We start from the raw sequence: 16932 nt of genomic DNA on the forward strand, positions 1-16932 counted from the left end.
TTTTTCTTGGGCGGAGCGCCTCCTCAGGAGGCGGGCCGCGAGGTCATGTTGGCCGGACTGGCCGCGGCATCCGCGGCCGAATCGCTGTGGGAGCGCGGCCGCAGAGTAGCATAGGCCTCCCGCCAGTTGCGGTGCTCTTCGGCCTTCCAGACCTGCAGATGCAGTTGCGCCATGCCATCCGGATCGCTGAGCAGACGCCATTGGTCGTCGCCCTTGGTCTTTTCCGGACCGGCGGCCAGTACCCGCGCCACTCGCTCTTCGCGCAGCCGGCGGGCCGCCTCCACCACCTTGCCGTGGCGACCGCGGGCCATGCCGATGGCCAGGGCATTGAGCACCGGATCGACGGTGGCGCGCAGGAAGCCCTTGGTCAGGGCGTTGCGGTTGTTCAGGTGCAGGTACTCGTCGGTCGCCACCAGCTCGCGCGGCGGTGCGTACTCTTCCGGGATCAGGAACAGATGATGGCGGCGACTGCCCAGGCCCAGGTTGGTCCGACTGGAGATCACCGACACCGGCGCCGACAGGATCAGCGACACCACGATGGGCGACAGCCACCAGAGGAAGCGCGGGTCCAGCCAGGCCACGCCGGCGGTCCAGATCAGGCCGAGCAGCATCTGCGAGCCATGGCGGCGGAAGGCCTCGCTCCAGGGCGTGTCGTTGTCGTCACGCTGGGGCGAATTCCACTGCACCGACCAGCCGAGAAAGGCGGCCGTCACGAACACCGTGTGGAAAAGCATCCGCACCGGCGCCAGCAGCACTGAGAAGAGCATCTCCAGCATCATGGAGAGGAACAGCCGCAGCCCACCGCCGAATTCCTTCGCACCCTTGGCGATGATCAGCACCACGCTGAGCAGCTTGGGCAGGAACAGCAGGATCAGGGTGGTGGAGAACAGCGCGATGGCCTGCTCCGGATGCCACTGGGGCCAGACCGGGAACAGCTGCCGGGGCTGGAAGAAGTACTGGGGTTCCAGCAACTTGTGGATCGCCAGCAGCGCCGTGGACAGCACCAAGAAGAGGAACCACAGCGGCGCCGAGAGGTAGGACATCACCCCGGTTAGGAACACCGCGCGGTGTACCGGGTGCATGCCCTTGACCAGGAACAGCCGGAAGTTCATCAGGTTGCCATGGCACCAGCGGCGGTCACGCTTGAGTTCGTCCAGCAGGTTGGGCGGCAGTTCTTCATAGCTGCCCGGCAAGTCATAGGCGATCCAGACGCCCCAGCCGGAACGCCGCATCAGTGCCGCTTCGACGAAGTCGTGGGAGAGGATGGCGCCGGCGAACGAGCCCGTGCCTGGCAGCGGGGCCAGGGCGCAGTGATCAATGAACGGCTTGACCCGGATGATGGCGTTGTGGCCCCAATAGTGGGATTCACCCAGCTGCCAGAAGTGCAGGCCGGCGGTGAACAGCGGTCCGTACACCCGGGTGGCGAACTGTTGCAGACGCGCGTAAAGGGTATCCATGCCGGACGCCTTGGGCGCGGTCTGGATGATGCCGGCACGGGGATTGGCCTCCATCAGCCGGACCAGACTGGCCAGGCATTCGCCACTCATCACGCTGTCGGCGTCGAGCACCACCATGTACTTGTACTGGCTGCCCCAGCGACGGCAGAAGTCGTCGATGTTGCCGCTCTTGCGCTTCACTCGACGACGGCGGCGGCGATAGAAGATGTGGCCGAAGCCACCGACCTCGCGGCACAGCTCCAGCCAGGCCTTCTCTTCGGCCACGCATTTGTCGGGATCGTTGCTGTCGCTGAGGATGAAGAAGTCGAAGTGTTCCAGCTCGCCGCTGGCGCGGACCGACTCGTAGGTGGCTCTCAGACCGGCGAACACCCGCGGCACGTCTTCGTTGGCGATGGGCATCACCAGGGCGGTACGCGACTGGGGATCGATCGGCTCGGTGCCGGTGGAGCTGGCCGAGATGCTGTACTTGTCACGCCCGCTGAGCAGTTGCCAGAAGCCCATCAGGGCAGTCCAGAAACCGGCGGACACCCAGCAGAACAGCAGGGCGAAGAGCAGCAGGATGCTGGTCTGCACCACATAGGGCAGTACCTGGCGGATGGACTCGCCCCAGCCCTGACGGTAGACCTCGCTGAGATCGACCAGCGCCCAGCCCTGATAGGGCAGCACGGCCTTCATGTACCAGGTGGCGATGCCGGTCTGCACCAGCATCAGGATCAGCAGGACGAAGCGCCGGAAGGAACCCACCTTGCGCCAGTGCGCATGGGCATCGGCTTCGGGATCGGGTTGCCAGCGGCTGTGATCCTTGCGACCGAGCAGACGCTTCCAGCTCCGCGCTACCGGATTGGTGCGCCAGGGATCGGGCACCATCATGGAGCGGGTCATGGGCGGGGTGGCCTTGATGAAGACGCGCCCCTGGGCATCGCTGCCCAGCAGCTCGCCGTCGTTCAGCGTCTCGTCCCAACCGGCGGCCAGGCGCGCTTCGGTGGAGGCGATCACCGCGTCGGCGCCCTGGGCGCCCTCGCCGCGGGCACCGGCCAGTTGCCGGTGCAGCGACTCGACGTCGGCCGTCTGGTCCAGCGCCTGCCGCTGCCCGACGGGCAACGGCAGGTGTTCGAGGTAGTCGCCGGTGGCGGCGACCGAGGTATCGTGGGTGGTGTTATTCATTGGCAGGTAGCTGGTAAGTCCAGGTTTCGCTGAGCGGTTTGTCACCCTGGGCGAGGTTGGCGCGCATTTCCACCGGCTTGGTCTGATCCTTGACCTTGAGTCTCAGGGTCAGGCGATAGCCCTTGGTAACCGGGTTGTAGCGCACAGAGTTCTCGACCAGTTCACCATTGGCGTCCAGGCTGACCTGGGAGCCGACCTGCGAATCCTCGGGCAGATCGTCGAGATTCGGCCCTTCGAAATCGATGATGTAGGCCAGGCTGCCATCGGTCTGACGGACCAGGTTGGACTGGCGCACGTCGCCGGTGGACAGGCGGGTCTGGGAGACCCAGGCCAGGTCCTTGGTGTGCAGGTTGGGTTCGTCGGTGGTGAAGTGCAGGCGATAGCTGACGTCGATCGGCTGGCCCTTCTCCGGCAGGGTGTCCGGCGTCCAGAAGGCCACGATGTTGTCGTTGGTCTCGTCCGGCGTGGGGATTTCCACCAGCTCGACATGACCCTTGCCCCAGTCGCCCTTGGGCTCGACCCAGCCACTGGGACGCTTGTCGTAGCGCTCGTCGAGGTCCTGGTACTTGTAGAACTCGTGGCCGCGCTGCAGCAGACCGAAGCCCCGCGGGTTCTCGATGGTGTAGGTGCTGACCGAGAGGCGACGCGGGTTGTTCAGCGGACGCCACAGCCACTCGCCGTTGCCGGCGTGGATGGCCAGGCCGTTGGAATCGTGCAGGGCCGGCCGGTAGTTGACCTGGGGGCTCGGCTGGTTGGGGCCGAACAGGTACATGCTGGTCAGCGGGGCGATGCCGAGCTTGTTGACGTTGTCGCGCAGGAACACCTTGGCTTCGACGTCGACGGTGCTGTCCTTGCCGGGGGTCAGCACGAAGCGATAGGCACCGGTGGCCCGGGGCGAATCGAGCAGTGCGTAGATCACCAGGTTGCGGCGATCCGACTGGGGCTGTTCGACCCAGAACTCGGTGAAGCGCGGGAATTCCTCGCCGGACGGCAGCGCGGTGTCGATGGCCAGGCCGCGGGCGGACAGGCCATAGACCTGGTTCTTGCCGATCACGCGGAAATAGCTGGCGCCGAGCATGGTCATCAGCTCGTCATGCTTGTCCGCCTTGTTCAGCGGATAGAGCACCTTGAATCCGGCGAAGCCGAGATCCTTGAGCTGGGCCTGGTCGATCTGCAGGTTGCCGAAGTTGAACATCGAAGGATCGTATTTGATCTCTTCGACGTTGTTGGCGGTGACCTCGTTGATCTTCACCGGCACGCTGTAGTGCATGCCCTCGTGATAGAAATTCAGCCGGAAGGGCGTCTTGGCATCCTTCCAATAGGCCTTGTCCTGATTGAAGGTGATCTGCTGATAGTCGGCATACTTCATGCCGCTGAAGGATGCGGGCAGGTTGCTCTTGGGCGCGACGAATTTCTGGCCGGAGAGTTCTTTGGCCTTGGCGGCCACGTCGTCCAGGCTGAAGGCCAGGGCCTGGGCACTGAACAGACCCAGTGCGACGGAGAGCCCGATCAGGGCGAAGCCCTGCTTGCCCGGCTTAACTTTGGAATGAGATAACACGCAGCCTCCTAAATCAGCGTACGAATACGTTTGGCGACGGGTAGTCACGAAACGGATAGGCAGTGGTCCGACTCCCCCGGGGGGCAATGATTCCCCGGTTGGACGACCGTTCAAACTCGAACTGCGCAATCATAGACACTTGGCAGGGCGCTGTAAGGGGCGCCCTCACTAAATCGACAATAAAAATGTCACCGGTCCGTCGTTGACCAGGGAAACCTGCATGTCGGCGCCGAAACGACCGGTCCGGACCTCGGGCTGGAGGTCACGGGCCAGGCTCACCAGGTGACCGAACAGCCGTTCGCCCTGGGCCGGTGGCGCGGCGGTGGAAAAGCTCGGCCGTCGCCCGCTGCGGGTATCGGCGGCCAGAGTGAACTGGGAGACCAGCAGCAGACCGCCGCCGACATCCTGCAGGGACAGATTCATGCGCTGTTCGCCGTCGGCGAATACCCGGTACTCCAGCAGCCGCTTGAGCATGCGGCCACAGGCCGCTTCGTCATCCCCGGGCTCGATGCCGACGAAGACCAGCAGACCCGGACCTATGGCGCCGACCGTCTCTCCCTCCACCTCGACGCTGGCGCGGATGACCCTTTGCAGCAGCGCCTTCACTCGGCCTCCTGAGGCAGATCGAGCAACTGACGGGCGACCTGGTCGGTCGCCCGCACCAGGGCGTCGCAGATACCGGGCTCGCTGGCCGCATGACCGGCGTCGCGGATGATCTGCAATTCGCTGCCCGGCCAGGCATGGTGCAGGGCCCAGGCATTGTCCAGGGGGCACACCATGTCGTAGCGGCCGTGCACGATCACCGCCGGGATATGGGCGATCCTGGGCATGTCGCGCAAGAGCTGGTCGGGTTCGAGAAAGGCGTCGTTGATGAAGTAGTGGCACTCGATGCGGGCGATGGCCAGGGCATGCTCGCTGAATTTTTCCAGCACGTCGGGATTGGGTCTCAGGGTCACCGTACGGCCCTCCCAACAGGACCAGGCGCGGGCGGCGGACATCTGCGCCAGTTCGTCCGGGCCGGTCAGGCGGCGATAGTAGGCCTGGATGAGATTGCCGCGTTCTTCCTCGGCGATGGGATGCAGATAGTCCTGCCAGAAGTCGGGAAAGAGCCGGCTCGCGCCTTCCTGGTAGAACCAGTGCAGATCCACCGGGCGGCAGAGAAAGATGCCGCGCAGGACCATGGCCTTGACCCGCTCGGGATGGCGCTGGGCATAGGCCAGGGCCAGGGTGGAGCCCCAGGAGCCGCCAAACAGCACCCATTGCTCGATGCCCAGGTGCTCGCGCAGGCGCTCGATGTCCTCGACCAGGTGCCAGGTGGTGTTGTTCTCCAGGCTGGCATAGGGGGTGGAGCGCCCGCAGCCGCGCTGATCGAAGGTGACGATGCGATAGAGGTTGGGATCGAAGAAGCGCCGGCTCAGGCGATCGCATCCGGAGCCGGGCCCGCCATGGATGAACAGCACCGGCAGACCGTCGGGCGAGCCACTCTCGTCGGCATAGAGCACATGGGGGGCTTCGACGGCCAGCTCGTGGCGGGCGTAAGGCTTGATTTCCGGGTACAGATTCAGCATGTCGCGCTCCGCGGGGCAGGGTCGGCCCCTTCATCATAGACCTGCACCTTACCGGGTTTCCACGCTGCCCGGGCTTGCCTCGCGTCCAGCGGCACCGGCACCATCGACAGCCCGTCGCCCAGGAGATCGCCATGTCCCATGCCAAGCTGCAGTTGCTGCTGATCGATCCGCAAAACGATTTCTGCGACCTGCCGGGCGCGGCCCTGCCGGTACCCGGTGCGGTGGCCGGACTGCAGCGGGTCGCCGCCCTGATCGAGCGCCTGGGTGCCCGGCTCACCGGGGTCCGGGTGACCCTGGATTCCCATCAGCCGCTGCACATCGCCCATCCGCACGGCTGGCAGGATGCCCAGGGCCAGCCGCCGGCGCCCTTTACCCAGATCAGCGCGGACGACGTGGCCAGCGGTCGCTGGCAGACCCGCGATCCGGCTGAGCGCGCCCGCGCGCTGGCTTATGTGCAAGCCCTGGAAGCCGGTGGTCGCTATCGCCTGGTGATCTGGCCGGAGCATTGCCTGGTAGGTGGCTGGGGCCATGGTGTACAGCAGGATGTCCACCAGGCGCTCAATGCCTGGGGACGGCAGCAGGGACGCCTGGTGGAATTCATCGCCAAGGGCGGCAATCCCCACACCGAACATTATTCGGCGCTGCGCGCCGAGGTCCTGGATCCGGCGGACCCGGGTACCGCGGTGGACACCGGACTGATCGCCCGGTTGCAGTCCGCCGACACCCTGCTGGCGGCGGGCGAGGCGCTGTCACACTGCGTAGCCAGTACCCTGCGCGATCTGCTGGAATACTGGCCGCGGGAACGGCGGCAGGACCTGGTGCTGCTCACCGACTGCAGTCATTCGGTACCGGGCTTCGAAGCCCAGGGCGAGGCGTTCCTGGCCGAGATGCGTACGGCAGGCATCCGCCTGGCGACCTCGACGGACGGGTTCTAGCCCGTCCGTCCGCTGCCTCACTTGATCGCGTAGAGACCGGTGTAGGTCGCCGAAGCCAGCTGGTTGAGATGGATCATGAAGCGGCCGACCGCATTGGTGGCGTCCGCCGGCACCGGCAGCTGATCGACCTTGAGCGCATGCAGCTGGAAGATGTAGCGGTGCGGCTGGTCGCCCTTGGGCGGCGCCGCGCCACCGAAGCCACGGGTTCCGTAGTCGTTGATCAGTTGCAGCGCACCTGCGGGCAGGCCCGAACCATCGGCGCGACCGGCGTCTTCCGCCAGACCCTGGGTGCCGACCGGGATGTTGACCACCACCCAGTGCCAGAAACCGCTGCCGGTGGGGGCATCCGGATCGTAGACGGTCAGCGCCAGGCTCTTGGTGTCGGCCGGCAGATCGGACCACTGCAGCGCGGGCGAGATGTTCTCGCCGTGGGCGCCGAAATCGGCCACGTCGAATTCGTGCCGCCTGGGCATGAAGCCGTTATCGGTAAAGGCGTCGGTCCAGAGTTTCACGGGGGTGCTCCTGAGGCCTAGGGCATATGGGCGTCGGTCTCGCGCCAGACCAGACGATTGAGGTTGTAGCCTTTCTCGCGGGCGATACGCAGCAGCTTCTCGCTCTGCGCCGCGGAGATCTCCGGCTTGCGCGCGAGCAACCAGAGGTACTTGCGATCCGGACTGCCGACCAGGGCGGTCTTGTAGTCGTCGTCGACATAGAGAATCCAGTAGGGTCCCTTGGCCACGTTGGGCAGGACGCCACTGAACCAGGTATCGAAGCGCACTTCCAGGCGATCGGTCACACCCGGCTTGATCGGGGTGGCCGTGCCCGTGGCTTCCTGGACCTTGCCGTCCAGGGTGCGGCAGCGATTGAACACGGCGACCGAGCCATCAGCCATGACGTGGTAATTGGCGTCGGATTGGGCGCACTTGCGCTGGAAGAACATCGGCAGCCGCGCCACTTCGTACCAGTGCCCCTGGTAGCGCTGCAGATCGACATTGCCGGCGGTGAGCGGCGGGACTTCACGCGGACCGCTGGCGCAGGCCGCGACCAGTCCGGCGGCACCCGCCAGCAGTAGAATCTTGGTAGAGGTTTTCATCGCAGACCCTGCCCGGCGAACATCGCCACCTTGTCGTTGAGATACTGCACGCTGATGAAGGAGCCGCGATCGCCCCAGGTACAGGTGGTGACGCCCAGGGCGCCCGCGCATTCCGTGGGTGCGCCCAGGATCTGCTCCACCTCGGCCTTGGTCTGGCCGGCCTTGAGCCGGGAATAGTTTTCCTGATTGACCTTGCCGCAGCCGGCCAGCACCAGACTGCCCACCAGCAACAGCGCCAAGCGCCCTTTCATACCTCTGCTCCTCCATCCTGACGGCAAGGCTATAGAGCCCGCCCGGCCGCCAGGGTTCGCTTCGTCAGCCGGCGAGATAGGAGGAGCGGGTCAGGCCCAGGCGCATGGCGTCGAGGAACTGGGTGCGCTCGCGGGCGGTGAGGCGCGCGCTGGCGACCTTGTCGCGGTAGTAGGTCATCAGTTCCTCGGGCGAGAGGTGCACGTACCTGAGCATGTCCTCGATGGTGTCGTGGGTCTCGATGCCACCGTGGCGCACACTGCCGTCGGCGTCCTGGTAGACGTTCACCGAATCGGTGTCGCCGAAGAGGTTGTGCATGTCGCCGAGGATCTCCTGATAGGCGCCCACCAGGAACACCGCCAGCAGATAGTCTTCGCCCTCGCGCACCTCGTGCACCGGCAGGCTGGTCTCGATGCTCTGCTCGTCGACGTACTGCTTGATCTTGCCGTCGGAGTCGCAGGTCAGGTCCTGCAGCACGGCACGGCGCACCGGCTCCTCGTCCAGGCGGGTCAGGGGCACGATGGGCAGGATCTGGTCGATGGCCCAGGTGTCGGGCAGGCTCTGGAACACCGAGAAGTTGCAGATGTACTTGTCGGCCAGCTTGTCGTTGAGTTCGTCGAGCACCTGGCGGTGGGAGCGCTGGCGGGCCTTGAGCTGGTTGTAGAGGCGGCGGCAGATGGCGAAGTAGCACTGCTCGGCCAGCGCCTTGTCGCTCAGGCTCAGGGTGCCGGCGGCATACTGGGCGGCGGCTTCGCTGACGTACTGGGTGGCGCGCCAGTAGGTCTCGGTGACCATCTCCGGATCGGTGTCGCCGAGCAGCTCGGCCAGCCACTGCACCACCTCGGCCTTGCCTTCGAAGCGCTCGCTGGCCGGCACGCTGTCGTTGTGGCGCTCGACGTCGGTAACCTGCATCACCAGCATGGCGTGGTGGGCGGTCATGGCGCGGCCGCTTTCCGAGAAGATGTTGGGATGCGGCAATTCCTGCTGGTCGCAGAATTCCTTGAGCATGCCGACCACGGTACCGGCGTAGTCGTCCATGTCGTAGTTGATCGAGCTGGCGTTGCGCGAATGGGTGCCGTCGTAGTCCACGCCCAGACCGCCACCGACGTCGATGTGGTCCAGCGGCAGGCCCAGGGCGCGCAGCTCGGCGTAGTAGCGGATGGCTTCGCGGAAGCCCTGCCGGTAATCCGCCAGGTTGGCGATCTGCGACCCCATGTGGAAGTGGAGCAGGCGCACGCCCTGCTCCAGGCCAGCGGCGCGGAAACGCTCGATCACCGACAGCAGCTGGGCGGCGGAGAGACCGAACTTGGACTTCTCGCCACCGGTGTCGGCCCATTTGCTCGATGCCAGGGACGACAGCCGCACCCGCAGGCCGACCTGGGGCGTGACCTTGAGCTCGGCCGCCTCCTCGATCACCAGTGGGACCTCGGATTCCTTCTCGATGACGATGAAGACGCTGTGGCCCAGTTTCTGGCCCATCAGCGCCAGGCGGATGAATTCACGGTCCTTGTAGCCGTTGCAGACGATGGTGCCGCCCTTGGGTGCCAGCGCCAGTACCGCCATCAGCTCCGGCTTGGAACCGGCTTCCAGACCGATGGAGACGTCGCGGGTGGCGATGATGTTTTCCACCACCGCTTCCTGCTGGTTGACCTTGATCGGATAGAGGGCGGTGTAGCGGCCCTGGTAGTCGAGACGCTCGATGTTGCGATCGAAGGCGCCGGTCAGGTGGCGCACCTGGCCCTGGAGAATGTCGGGGAAACGCACCAGCAACGGCAGCGACAGCCCCGCTTCGCGCAGCTGACCGACCAGCACATGGAGGTCGATCGGCTGGCCGTCCGGGCCGTGGGGGCGGACTTCGACGTTGCCGGCATCGCTGATGGCGAAGTAGCCGGCACCCCAGTGGCGAATACCATAGACGCTGCGGCTGTCCGCCACGGTCCACTGGCTGCCGTCATCTTTGCGCGTGCGTCGTGGGGACATTCGCGGGAATCTCCTGTAGGGAATCTTGCTCTGGATGGACCGCCGCCAGGGACGGTAAGTTGTACGCGGGAGCTGGAAGGCCTGGCCTAGCCGCCCGACCGCTTGGTCTTGAAGCCGCGTTTTTCGAGTTCGCCGAGCAGCAGGTCGACATGGTCGCCCTGGATCTCGATGACGCCATCCTTGAGCGCCCCGCCGGTCCCGCAGCGCCGCTTGAGCGCGCTGGCCAGGTCCTTGAGTGCTTCCTCGCCCAGCGGTACGCCGCTGACCGTGGTCACCGTCTTGCCGCCGCGGCCCTTGGTCTCGCGCCGGACCCGGGCGATGCCGTCGCCGGTCGGGGCCTGCGCCTGGGGTTCTTCCGGGCGAATGCGGCCGACGTCGGTGGAGTACACCAGCCGGCTGAGATCCGCCAGCGACGAGGTTTTCTTGCTCAAGGGACGGTCCTCCCAGTCTGGTTCAGACGCCGGGCGCCTGGAGGAAACCCTGGATGCAGCGCCGACCGGCACGGGCCGCGCTGGTCCGGGGCCGCGCAATGTAGCAGCATCGCCCACGGATGCTAAGGCGCGAATGCGAGAAATTAAGGCAGGGATGCGACATCTGCCCGGCTGATGGCCAGGCGCAGGGCCTCCAGCGAATCCGGGCAATAGGGCTGCTGACGAGCCTCGGCAAGAATCGCCGCCGGAGCCAGGAAGCGTGCCTCCAGTACCTCTTCCGGCTGCAGGCGCAGCGGGCCGTTCCAGCGCGCACTGAATACCCCGCCCCAGAGGCGATTGCCCGGCTCCTCGAAATAGAAGGTGCCATGCTCGCGCAGGGGCACGCCACTGACCCCCAGCTCCTCGGCCAGCTCCCGGACCGCCGATTCCGCATAGCTCTCGCCCGGCGCCACCATGCCGCCAGCGGCCACGTCCCAGTAGCCCGGGTAGAGCGCCTTGCTCAAGGTGCGCCGGTGCACGCAGAGTTCGCCGGCGTCATTGAACAGCAGAATGAAGGTGCAGCGCCCGATCAGGCCGCGGGCACGCAATTCCGCCCGTGGCAATTCACCCTGGACGCGGTCGTCGCGATCGACCCACACGACCAGCTCCCGGTCGGAGGCGGCGCGGTGCGCCGCTTCGCGAGCGTCCGGCGTCATCAGCCCTGTTCCAGGAGCTGGCGCAGGTCGATGATGGCGGCGTTGGCGCGGGAGATGTAGTTGGCGATCACCAGCGAATGGTTGGCCAGGATGCCGAAGCCGCTGCCGTTGAGGATCATGGGACTCCAGACCGGCTGCTGCGCCGCTTCCAGTTCGCGGATGATCTCGCGCACGTTCACCGTGGCGTTCTTCTTGGCCAGGGTGTCGGCGAAGTCCACCTCGATGGCGCGCAGGATGTGCGACAGCGCCCAGGCCTGACCGCGGGCCTCGTAGAAGACGTTATCGATCTGCAGCCACGGCGTCTCGACGCGCTGCTCGTGCACCTCCGGCACCTGGCCGGCGGGAATGTCCTGGTTCGGCCGTACCTCGGCATCCAGGCGCACACGGCCGACGCTGGCGGACAGGCGCTGGGACAGCGAACCCAGGCGGGTCTCGACGTCCCCCAGCCAGTTGCGCAGGTTGTCCGAACGCGAATAGAAGTAGGCGGTGGGCTGGCCCTGGTTGTTCTGGCCACCCAGGCGCGCCAGGTAGCGATCCAGGGAGGCGATGCCGGCGCGGTATTCCGACTCCGACGAGGGCATGGCCCAGCTATGGTTGTCGAAGTTGAAGCGCGGCTCGGCCTGGGCCAGGTCGACGTCCTCGGTGGATTGCGACTGGGAACGGGCGAAGTCCTTGCGCAGGGCGCGCGCCAGGTCGCGGGTCTGCACCAGCACGCCGTATTCCCAGGATGGCATGTCGTCGAGCCAGAGGCCCGGCGGGAAGATGTCGTTGGAGAGATAGCCGCCCGGCTTGTCCAGCAGGGTGCCGGCCACCTGCTTGAGGGTCTCGACCGTGGTGTAGCCGAGCACCAGCTTGCGACCACCGGCCGCGGCAGCCTCCTGGGCATGCTGCTGCACCGGGAAGAAATCCGGTTCGCGACTCCAGTACCAGCCTATCGCCAGGGTGACCAGCAGGTAGAGCGCGACCAGCACTGCCACCAGCCGGAGCCATCCCGACCTCAAGTTCCACTCCCGCATGGGCAATTCCTTGCAATGATTTCAAAGGTGTTGGCGCTTGGACCCCCGCCCGCGGCGCCGGTTGCGCCGCCTTTGCGACCGGCGCGGGCGCCATGTACCCGGGCAGCCGCTTCCGAGACTAGGGTAACAGGCGACGGACGCTACTCCAGAAGCGACCGACAGTGTCCATGCAAGCGGCATAGGCGCCGCTAAACAGGGTACCGCCTCTCCCCTGCCAGCCAGCAATTGGTAGCATAGGGCCACCACCTCAAGAATGACGGAACAATTCGTGAGCGAACCAGATGATCCGAGCCGAGACCGCCTCAAGCTGCACTTCGCGCAACGGGTCATCCACCAGTCACGCCAGGTGCTGGAGATCTGGCAACGGCTGCAACGAGACGAGTGGACGGCCGGTAGCCTGGTCGAGCTGACCGATGCCAACGCGCGCCTGCTGCAATATGCCAAGCGCTTCGAGCAGCAGGGGCATGCCGAACTCGCCGAGGCCATCGGCGCCTCCCTGGCCCAGGTCACCGCCAATCGCGGTCGCCTCAACAGCCAGGCCATCACCGAACTCAGCCAGGCCATGCAGAGCCTGTCGCGCACCGGGCTGCGCCAGGGCGACCAGCTGGAAACCACCAGCCTGCCGCCGCTGCGCAAGCCGATCTACATCGCCCTGCTCGACAGCGAGCGCGCCGAGCGCCTGGCGCAGCAGATGGAATACTTCGGCGTCACCATCCAGATCATCCACAGTACCGACGACTTCCGCGCGATGATGGACAGCCGCCACCCGGCGGTCATTGTCATGGACGTGGACTTCGGCGGCGCGGGGGCCGGCATCCAGTTGGCGCTGGAAGCCCAGAGCGGCCTGGAACGCAAGCTGCCGGTGCTGTTCTACAGCCACCAGGAAGCCGACACCCCCTTCCGCCTGGCCGCGGTGCGCGCCGGCGGCCAGGAGTTCTACACCGGCACCCTGGATTCGGCGCGGCTGCTGGAAAAGATCGAGACCCTCACCCGTACCGTCTACTACGACCCGATCCGCGCCCTGGTAGTGGACGACTCCCGCGCCCAGGCCATGGCCACGGAAATGGCGCTCAACAGTGCCGGGATCGTCACCCGCACCCTGATGCAGCCCGGCGCGGTGATGGCGCACCTGGCCGAATTCGTGCCCGACCTGATCATCCTCGACATGTACATGCCCGAGTGCACCGGCACCGAGCTGGCCAAGGTCATCCGCCAGCACGAGCGCTACGTCAGCGTGCCCATCATCTATCTGTCGGCCGAGGACGACCTCGACAAGCAGCTGGACGCCATGAGCGAGGGCGGCGACGACTTCCTCACCAAGCCGATCAAGCCACGCCACCTGATCGCCACGGTGCGCACCCGCGCCGCCCGGGCGCGCAGCCTGCAGGCGCGCATCGTCCAGGACAGCCTCACCGGCCTGTACAACCACACCCACACCCTGCAGCTGCTGGAAGACGCCTGCTTCCGCGCGCGGCGCAGCCAGCGGCCGATCACCTTCGCCATGCTGGACATCGACCACTTCAAGCAGGTCAACGACCACTACGGCCACCCCATGGGCGATCGGGTGATCAAGAGCCTGGCGCTGTTCCTCAAGCAGCGCCTGCGCAAGTCCGACCACATCGGCCGTTATGGCGGCGAGGAATTCGCCATCGTGCTGCCCGACACCGACCTGGCCACCGCCACCCGCCTGATCGACGAGATCCGCCAGCGTTTCGCCGAGATCCACTATCCGGCGCCGCCCAAGGAGCTCAGCTGCACCTTCAGCGCCGGCGTGGCGCAGCTGCAGCCCGGCCAGGAGATGCCCGCGCTGGCCAAGCAGGCGGACGAAGCCCTCTATGCCGCCAAGCATGCGGGACGCAATTGCGTGCGCCAGTACGTCTAGCCAGACCAACCGGATGCCTCTGCTATGATCGGCCGCTGCCGATCGCCGAGAAGCCCATGCGTGTCCTGCTGTTCCTGCTCACCCTGCTGCTGACCCTGCCCGCCGCCGCCGGCCTGTTCGATGCGCCACGCCCGACCGCCGCGCTGGGCCTGGACGGTCAGCGTCCCGGTCAGCAATTCCTGCCGGTGGATCAGGCCTTTCGCCTGGAGCAGCGTCGCGACGCCGAGGGCCGCCCCCAGGTGCGCTTCACCATCGCCGAGGGCTACTACCTCTATCGGCAGCGCTTCGCCTTCGAGGCCGATCCCGGCCTGCTGACCGCGCCGGTGGCCCTACCGCCCGGCGAGCCCAAGCACGATGAGTGGTTCGGCGACGTCCAGGTCTATCACGCTGGCGTCGACATCCCCCTGCCGCTCGCCTCCGGCCACGGCGGCCGGATCAAGGTCACCTACCAGGGCTGCGCCGATCGCGGTCTCTGCTATCCGCCGGAAACCCGCACCCTGGCTATCGCCGGCCCTGCGGTCCCGGCCATGGCGAGCCCGTCCATGACATCTCCTGCCCCCGATCAGATCGGCTGGAACAGAATCCTGCTGGCCTTCCTCGCCGGGCTCGGACTGACCTTCACCCCCTGCGTCCTGCCGATGCTGCCCATCGTCTCGGCGGTGGTCCTGGCCGGCAAGGCACGTCCGGGCCGTGGCCTGCTGCTGGCGCTGGCCTACGTGGTGCCCATGGCCCTGAGCTTCGCCGCTCTGGGCGCGCTCATGGGCGTCTTTGGTGCCAGCCTCAACCTGCAGGCGCAATTGCAGTCGGCCTGGGTGCTGATTCCCTTCGCCGCGCTCTTCCTGTTGTTCGCCCTGGCCATGTTCGGCCTTTTCGAACTGCGCCTGCCGGCGGTCCTGCGCGAGCGCCTGGAGCAGCTGGCCAGCGGCATCCGCGGTGGCTCCCTGGGCGGCGCGGCCACCCTCGGCGTGCTCTCCAGCCTGATCGTCTCGCCCTGCGTCTCGGCACCCCTGGCGGGCCTCCTGCTCTATATCAGCAGCACCGCCGATTGGCTCGGCGGCGGGCTGGCGCTGTTCGCCCTGGGCCTGGGCATGGGCGCCCCGCTGATCCTCATCGCCGCCGGCGGCGGCGCCCTGCTGCCACGCAGCGGCGCCTGGCTGGTGGGCATGCGCGATGCGTTCGGCGTACTGCTGCTGGCGGTGGCCCTGTGGCTGCTCGAACGCCTGCTGCCGGGGCCCCTGGTGCTGGCGGCCTGGGGCCTGCTGGCCGCCGGGGTCGGGCTGTTCCTCGGCGCCCTGGAATTCGTGCCCAAGTCGCCCCGCCAGCGCCTGTCTCAACTGGCGGGCCTGGCCCTGGTGGTCTATGGTGCGGCCGCCGGCATCGGCGCCCTGCGCGGTGCCAGCGACCCCCTGCGGCCGCTGGGCGACTCCGCGGTACCCATGGTGGCTGCCCGCGCGGAGGTCATGCGCAGCCTGAGCGATCCCGCCGCCCTGGCGAGCAGCCTCGGTAGCGGGCGACCGCTGCTGGTGGACGTCTATGCCGACTGGTGCATCAGCTGCAAGCTGATCGAGCGCGAGGTCTTCGGCAACCCCGAGATCCAGGCGCAATTGCGCGACTTCACGCTGATCCGTTTCGATATGACGCAAAGCACCCGGGAACAGCGCCAGTGGCTGGAGCAGCATGGTCTGTTCGGCCCGCCGGCGATCCTGTTCTACGATGCACAAGGCCGGGAGCAGGCCAAGGCGCGCATCGTCGGCGAAATCGATGTCGCGGGCTTTCTCGCCCGACTCGACGAAGCAAAAAGGCTTATCACCAGCGATTAAAAGAATTTCGGCCAACGTGCGGGCATTTCCGGCAAACGTCCAGCGACTGGACAGTCACCTCCGGTTGCGGCATAGTCCGCGGCCAATCTGGTTGCGAAATCGCGAGGCAAGTGGCTATGGCGCATCTGCTGGTACTGCACGGGCCCAACCTGAATCTGCTGGGTACCCGCGAGCCGGGCGTCTACGGTGCCACCACCCTGGCCCAGATCAACGCCGACCTCGAAGCCCGCGCCACCGCGGCGGGGCATCGCCTGCAGTATCTGCAAAGCAACGCCGAGCACCTGCTGATCGAACGCATCCATGCCGCGCGCGACGAAGGGGTGGATTTCATCCTGATCAATCCGGCTGCCTTCACCCATACCAGCGTCGCCCTACGTGACGCCTTGCTCGCGGTGAGCATCCCATTCATCGAAGTGCACCTGTCGAACGTGCACAAGCGCGAAGCCTTCCGCCACCACTCCTATTTTTCCGACGTGGCGGTCGGTGTGATCTGCGGGCTCGGCGCCAGTGGCTATCGCCTGGCGCTGGAAGCCGCCTGCGAACAGCTCGCCGCCCGCGGCTGAGCGCGACCCAATATCCAGAACATCACCTGAACCCGAGGGGAGAGCCAACGCCAATGGACATCCGTAAAGTCAAGAAACTGATCGAGTTGCTGGAAGAGTCCGGTATCGACGAGCTGGAAATCCGCGAAGGCGAGGAGTCCGTCCGCATCAGCCGCAACACCGGCCGCAACCAGGGCATGCAGACCGTCTACGCCGCCGCCCCCGCGCCGGTCGCCGCGCCGGCTCCGGCCGCTCCGGCCGCCGCTGCGCCGGCTACCGAAGCCGCCGCTCCGCAACTGACCGGTAACGTGGCTCGCTCGCCCATGGTCGGCACCTTCTACCGCGCGTCCTCGCCCACCACTCCGGCCTTCGTCGAAGTCGGCCAGCAGGTGAAGAAAGGCGACATCCTGTGCATCGTCGAGGCCATGAAGATGATGAACCACATCGAAGCCGAAGCCAGCGGCACCATCGGCCAGGTGCTGGTCGAGAACGGCCAGCCCGTCGAATTCGACCAGCCGCTGTTCACCATTGTCTAAGCCCGT

Annotated in this window: 16 protein-coding genes; 5 read left to right on the forward strand and 11 right to left on the reverse strand. The window is 66.4% G+C overall.

Annotation, left to right across the window (positions count from 1 at the left end; translation table 11 throughout):
* Nucleotides 1-23: 23 nt before the first annotated feature.
* The 4 genes from mdoH to pip all read right to left on the reverse strand — a co-directional run bounded on the left by mdoH (nucleotide 24) and on the right by pip (nucleotide 5747).
* Complete coding sequence (mdoH, locus tag RCF34_RS20075) at nucleotides 24-2621, reverse strand: glucans biosynthesis glucosyltransferase MdoH (RefSeq protein ID WP_308709750.1); 2598 nt, start codon at nucleotides 2619-2621, stop codon at nucleotides 24-26.
* A complete protein-coding gene (locus RCF34_RS20080; RefSeq protein ID WP_374941218.1) occupies nucleotides 2614-4134 on the reverse strand; it encodes a glucan biosynthesis protein G in 1521 nt (506 codons plus the stop codon). Before RCF34_RS20080 ends, mdoH begins: the two co-directional genes overlap by 8 nt.
* 213 nt (nucleotides 4135-4347) lie before the next feature.
* On the reverse strand, nucleotides 4348-4785 hold the full coding sequence (gene dtd, locus RCF34_RS20085; protein WP_308709751.1) for a D-aminoacyl-tRNA deacylase: 438 nt from the start codon (nucleotides 4783-4785) through the stop codon (nucleotides 4348-4350).
* Nucleotides 4782-5747 (reverse strand): prolyl aminopeptidase, encoded by a 966-nt coding sequence (gene pip / locus RCF34_RS20090; RefSeq protein WP_308709752.1) that lies wholly within the window; start codon nucleotides 5745-5747, stop codon nucleotides 4782-4784. The genes dtd and pip overlap by 4 nt, the downstream gene beginning before the upstream one ends.
* A 131-nt stretch (nucleotides 5748-5878) precedes the next feature.
* On the opposite strand from pip, the gene RCF34_RS20095 reads away from it, so the two are divergent.
* Nucleotides 5879-6682, forward strand: a complete 804-nt coding sequence (locus tag RCF34_RS20095; protein ID WP_308709753.1) for a hypothetical protein — start codon at nucleotides 5879-5881, stop codon at nucleotides 6680-6682.
* 17 nt (nucleotides 6683-6699) lie between these two features.
* Here the strand turns inward: RCF34_RS20095 and RCF34_RS20100 are convergent, their stop codons facing one another.
* The 7 genes from RCF34_RS20100 to RCF34_RS20130 form a co-directional block, all read right to left on the reverse strand.
* Nucleotides 6700-7194 (reverse strand): YbhB/YbcL family Raf kinase inhibitor-like protein, encoded by a 495-nt coding sequence (locus tag RCF34_RS20100; RefSeq protein ID WP_308709754.1) that lies wholly within the window; start codon nucleotides 7192-7194, stop codon nucleotides 6700-6702.
* A 17-nt stretch (nucleotides 7195-7211) separates the two neighbouring features.
* Nucleotides 7212-7775 (reverse strand): lipocalin family protein, encoded by a 564-nt coding sequence (locus RCF34_RS20105; RefSeq protein WP_308709755.1) that lies wholly within the window; start codon nucleotides 7773-7775, stop codon nucleotides 7212-7214.
* Nucleotides 7772-8026 (reverse strand): hypothetical protein, encoded by a 255-nt coding sequence (locus RCF34_RS20110; RefSeq protein ID WP_308709756.1) that lies wholly within the window; start codon nucleotides 8024-8026, stop codon nucleotides 7772-7774. The genes RCF34_RS20105 and RCF34_RS20110 overlap by 4 nt, the downstream gene beginning before the upstream one ends.
* 64 nt (nucleotides 8027-8090) lie before the next feature.
* Nucleotides 8091-10004: an arginine decarboxylase gene (speA, locus tag RCF34_RS20115; RefSeq protein WP_007161593.1), complete on the reverse strand. Its 1914-nt coding sequence runs from the start codon at nucleotides 10002-10004 to the stop codon at nucleotides 8091-8093.
* An 86-nt stretch (nucleotides 10005-10090) separates the two neighbouring features.
* Nucleotides 10091-10435: a translation initiation factor Sui1 gene (locus tag RCF34_RS20120; protein ID WP_308709757.1), complete on the reverse strand. Its 345-nt coding sequence runs from the start codon at nucleotides 10433-10435 to the stop codon at nucleotides 10091-10093.
* A gap of 143 nt (nucleotides 10436-10578) precedes the next feature.
* Nucleotides 10579-11130: an NUDIX hydrolase gene (locus RCF34_RS20125; RefSeq protein ID WP_308709758.1), complete on the reverse strand. Its 552-nt coding sequence runs from the start codon at nucleotides 11128-11130 to the stop codon at nucleotides 10579-10581.
* Nucleotides 11130-12146, reverse strand: coding sequence for a DUF2333 family protein (locus tag RCF34_RS20130; protein ID WP_308709759.1), 1017 nt, complete (start codon nucleotides 12144-12146; stop codon nucleotides 11130-11132). The genes RCF34_RS20125 and RCF34_RS20130 overlap by 1 nt, the downstream gene beginning before the upstream one ends.
* Nucleotides 12147-12414: 268 nt before the next feature.
* Here RCF34_RS20130 and RCF34_RS20135 point away from each other — a divergent pair, with 268 nt between their 5' ends.
* The 4 genes from RCF34_RS20135 (at nucleotide 12415) to accB (ending at nucleotide 16926) form a co-directional block, all read left to right on the forward strand.
* Nucleotides 12415-14028 (forward strand): PleD family two-component system response regulator, encoded by a 1614-nt coding sequence (locus RCF34_RS20135; RefSeq protein ID WP_308709760.1) that lies wholly within the window; start codon nucleotides 12415-12417, stop codon nucleotides 14026-14028.
* 56 nt (nucleotides 14029-14084) lie between these two features.
* Nucleotides 14085-15848, forward strand: a complete 1764-nt coding sequence (gene dsbD / locus RCF34_RS20140; RefSeq protein ID WP_308709761.1) for a protein-disulfide reductase DsbD — start codon at nucleotides 14085-14087, stop codon at nucleotides 15846-15848.
* A 116-nt stretch (nucleotides 15849-15964) separates the two neighbouring features.
* Nucleotides 15965-16411 (forward strand): type II 3-dehydroquinate dehydratase, encoded by a 447-nt coding sequence (gene aroQ / locus RCF34_RS20145; protein ID WP_007161587.1) that lies wholly within the window; start codon nucleotides 15965-15967, stop codon nucleotides 16409-16411.
* Between the two features lie 53 nt (nucleotides 16412-16464).
* Nucleotides 16465-16926 carry an acetyl-CoA carboxylase biotin carboxyl carrier protein gene (gene accB, locus RCF34_RS20150; protein WP_308709762.1) on the forward strand — a complete coding sequence of 154 codons (462 nt, stop codon included), beginning with the start codon at nucleotides 16465-16467 and terminating at the stop codon, nucleotides 16924-16926.
* The last annotated feature ends 6 nt before the right edge of the window (nucleotides 16927-16932 follow it).

The sequence above is a fragment of the Pseudomonas sp. 102515 genome (assembly GCF_031085165.1).
Lineage (GTDB): Bacteria > Pseudomonadota > Gammaproteobacteria > Pseudomonadales > Pseudomonadaceae > Chryseomonas.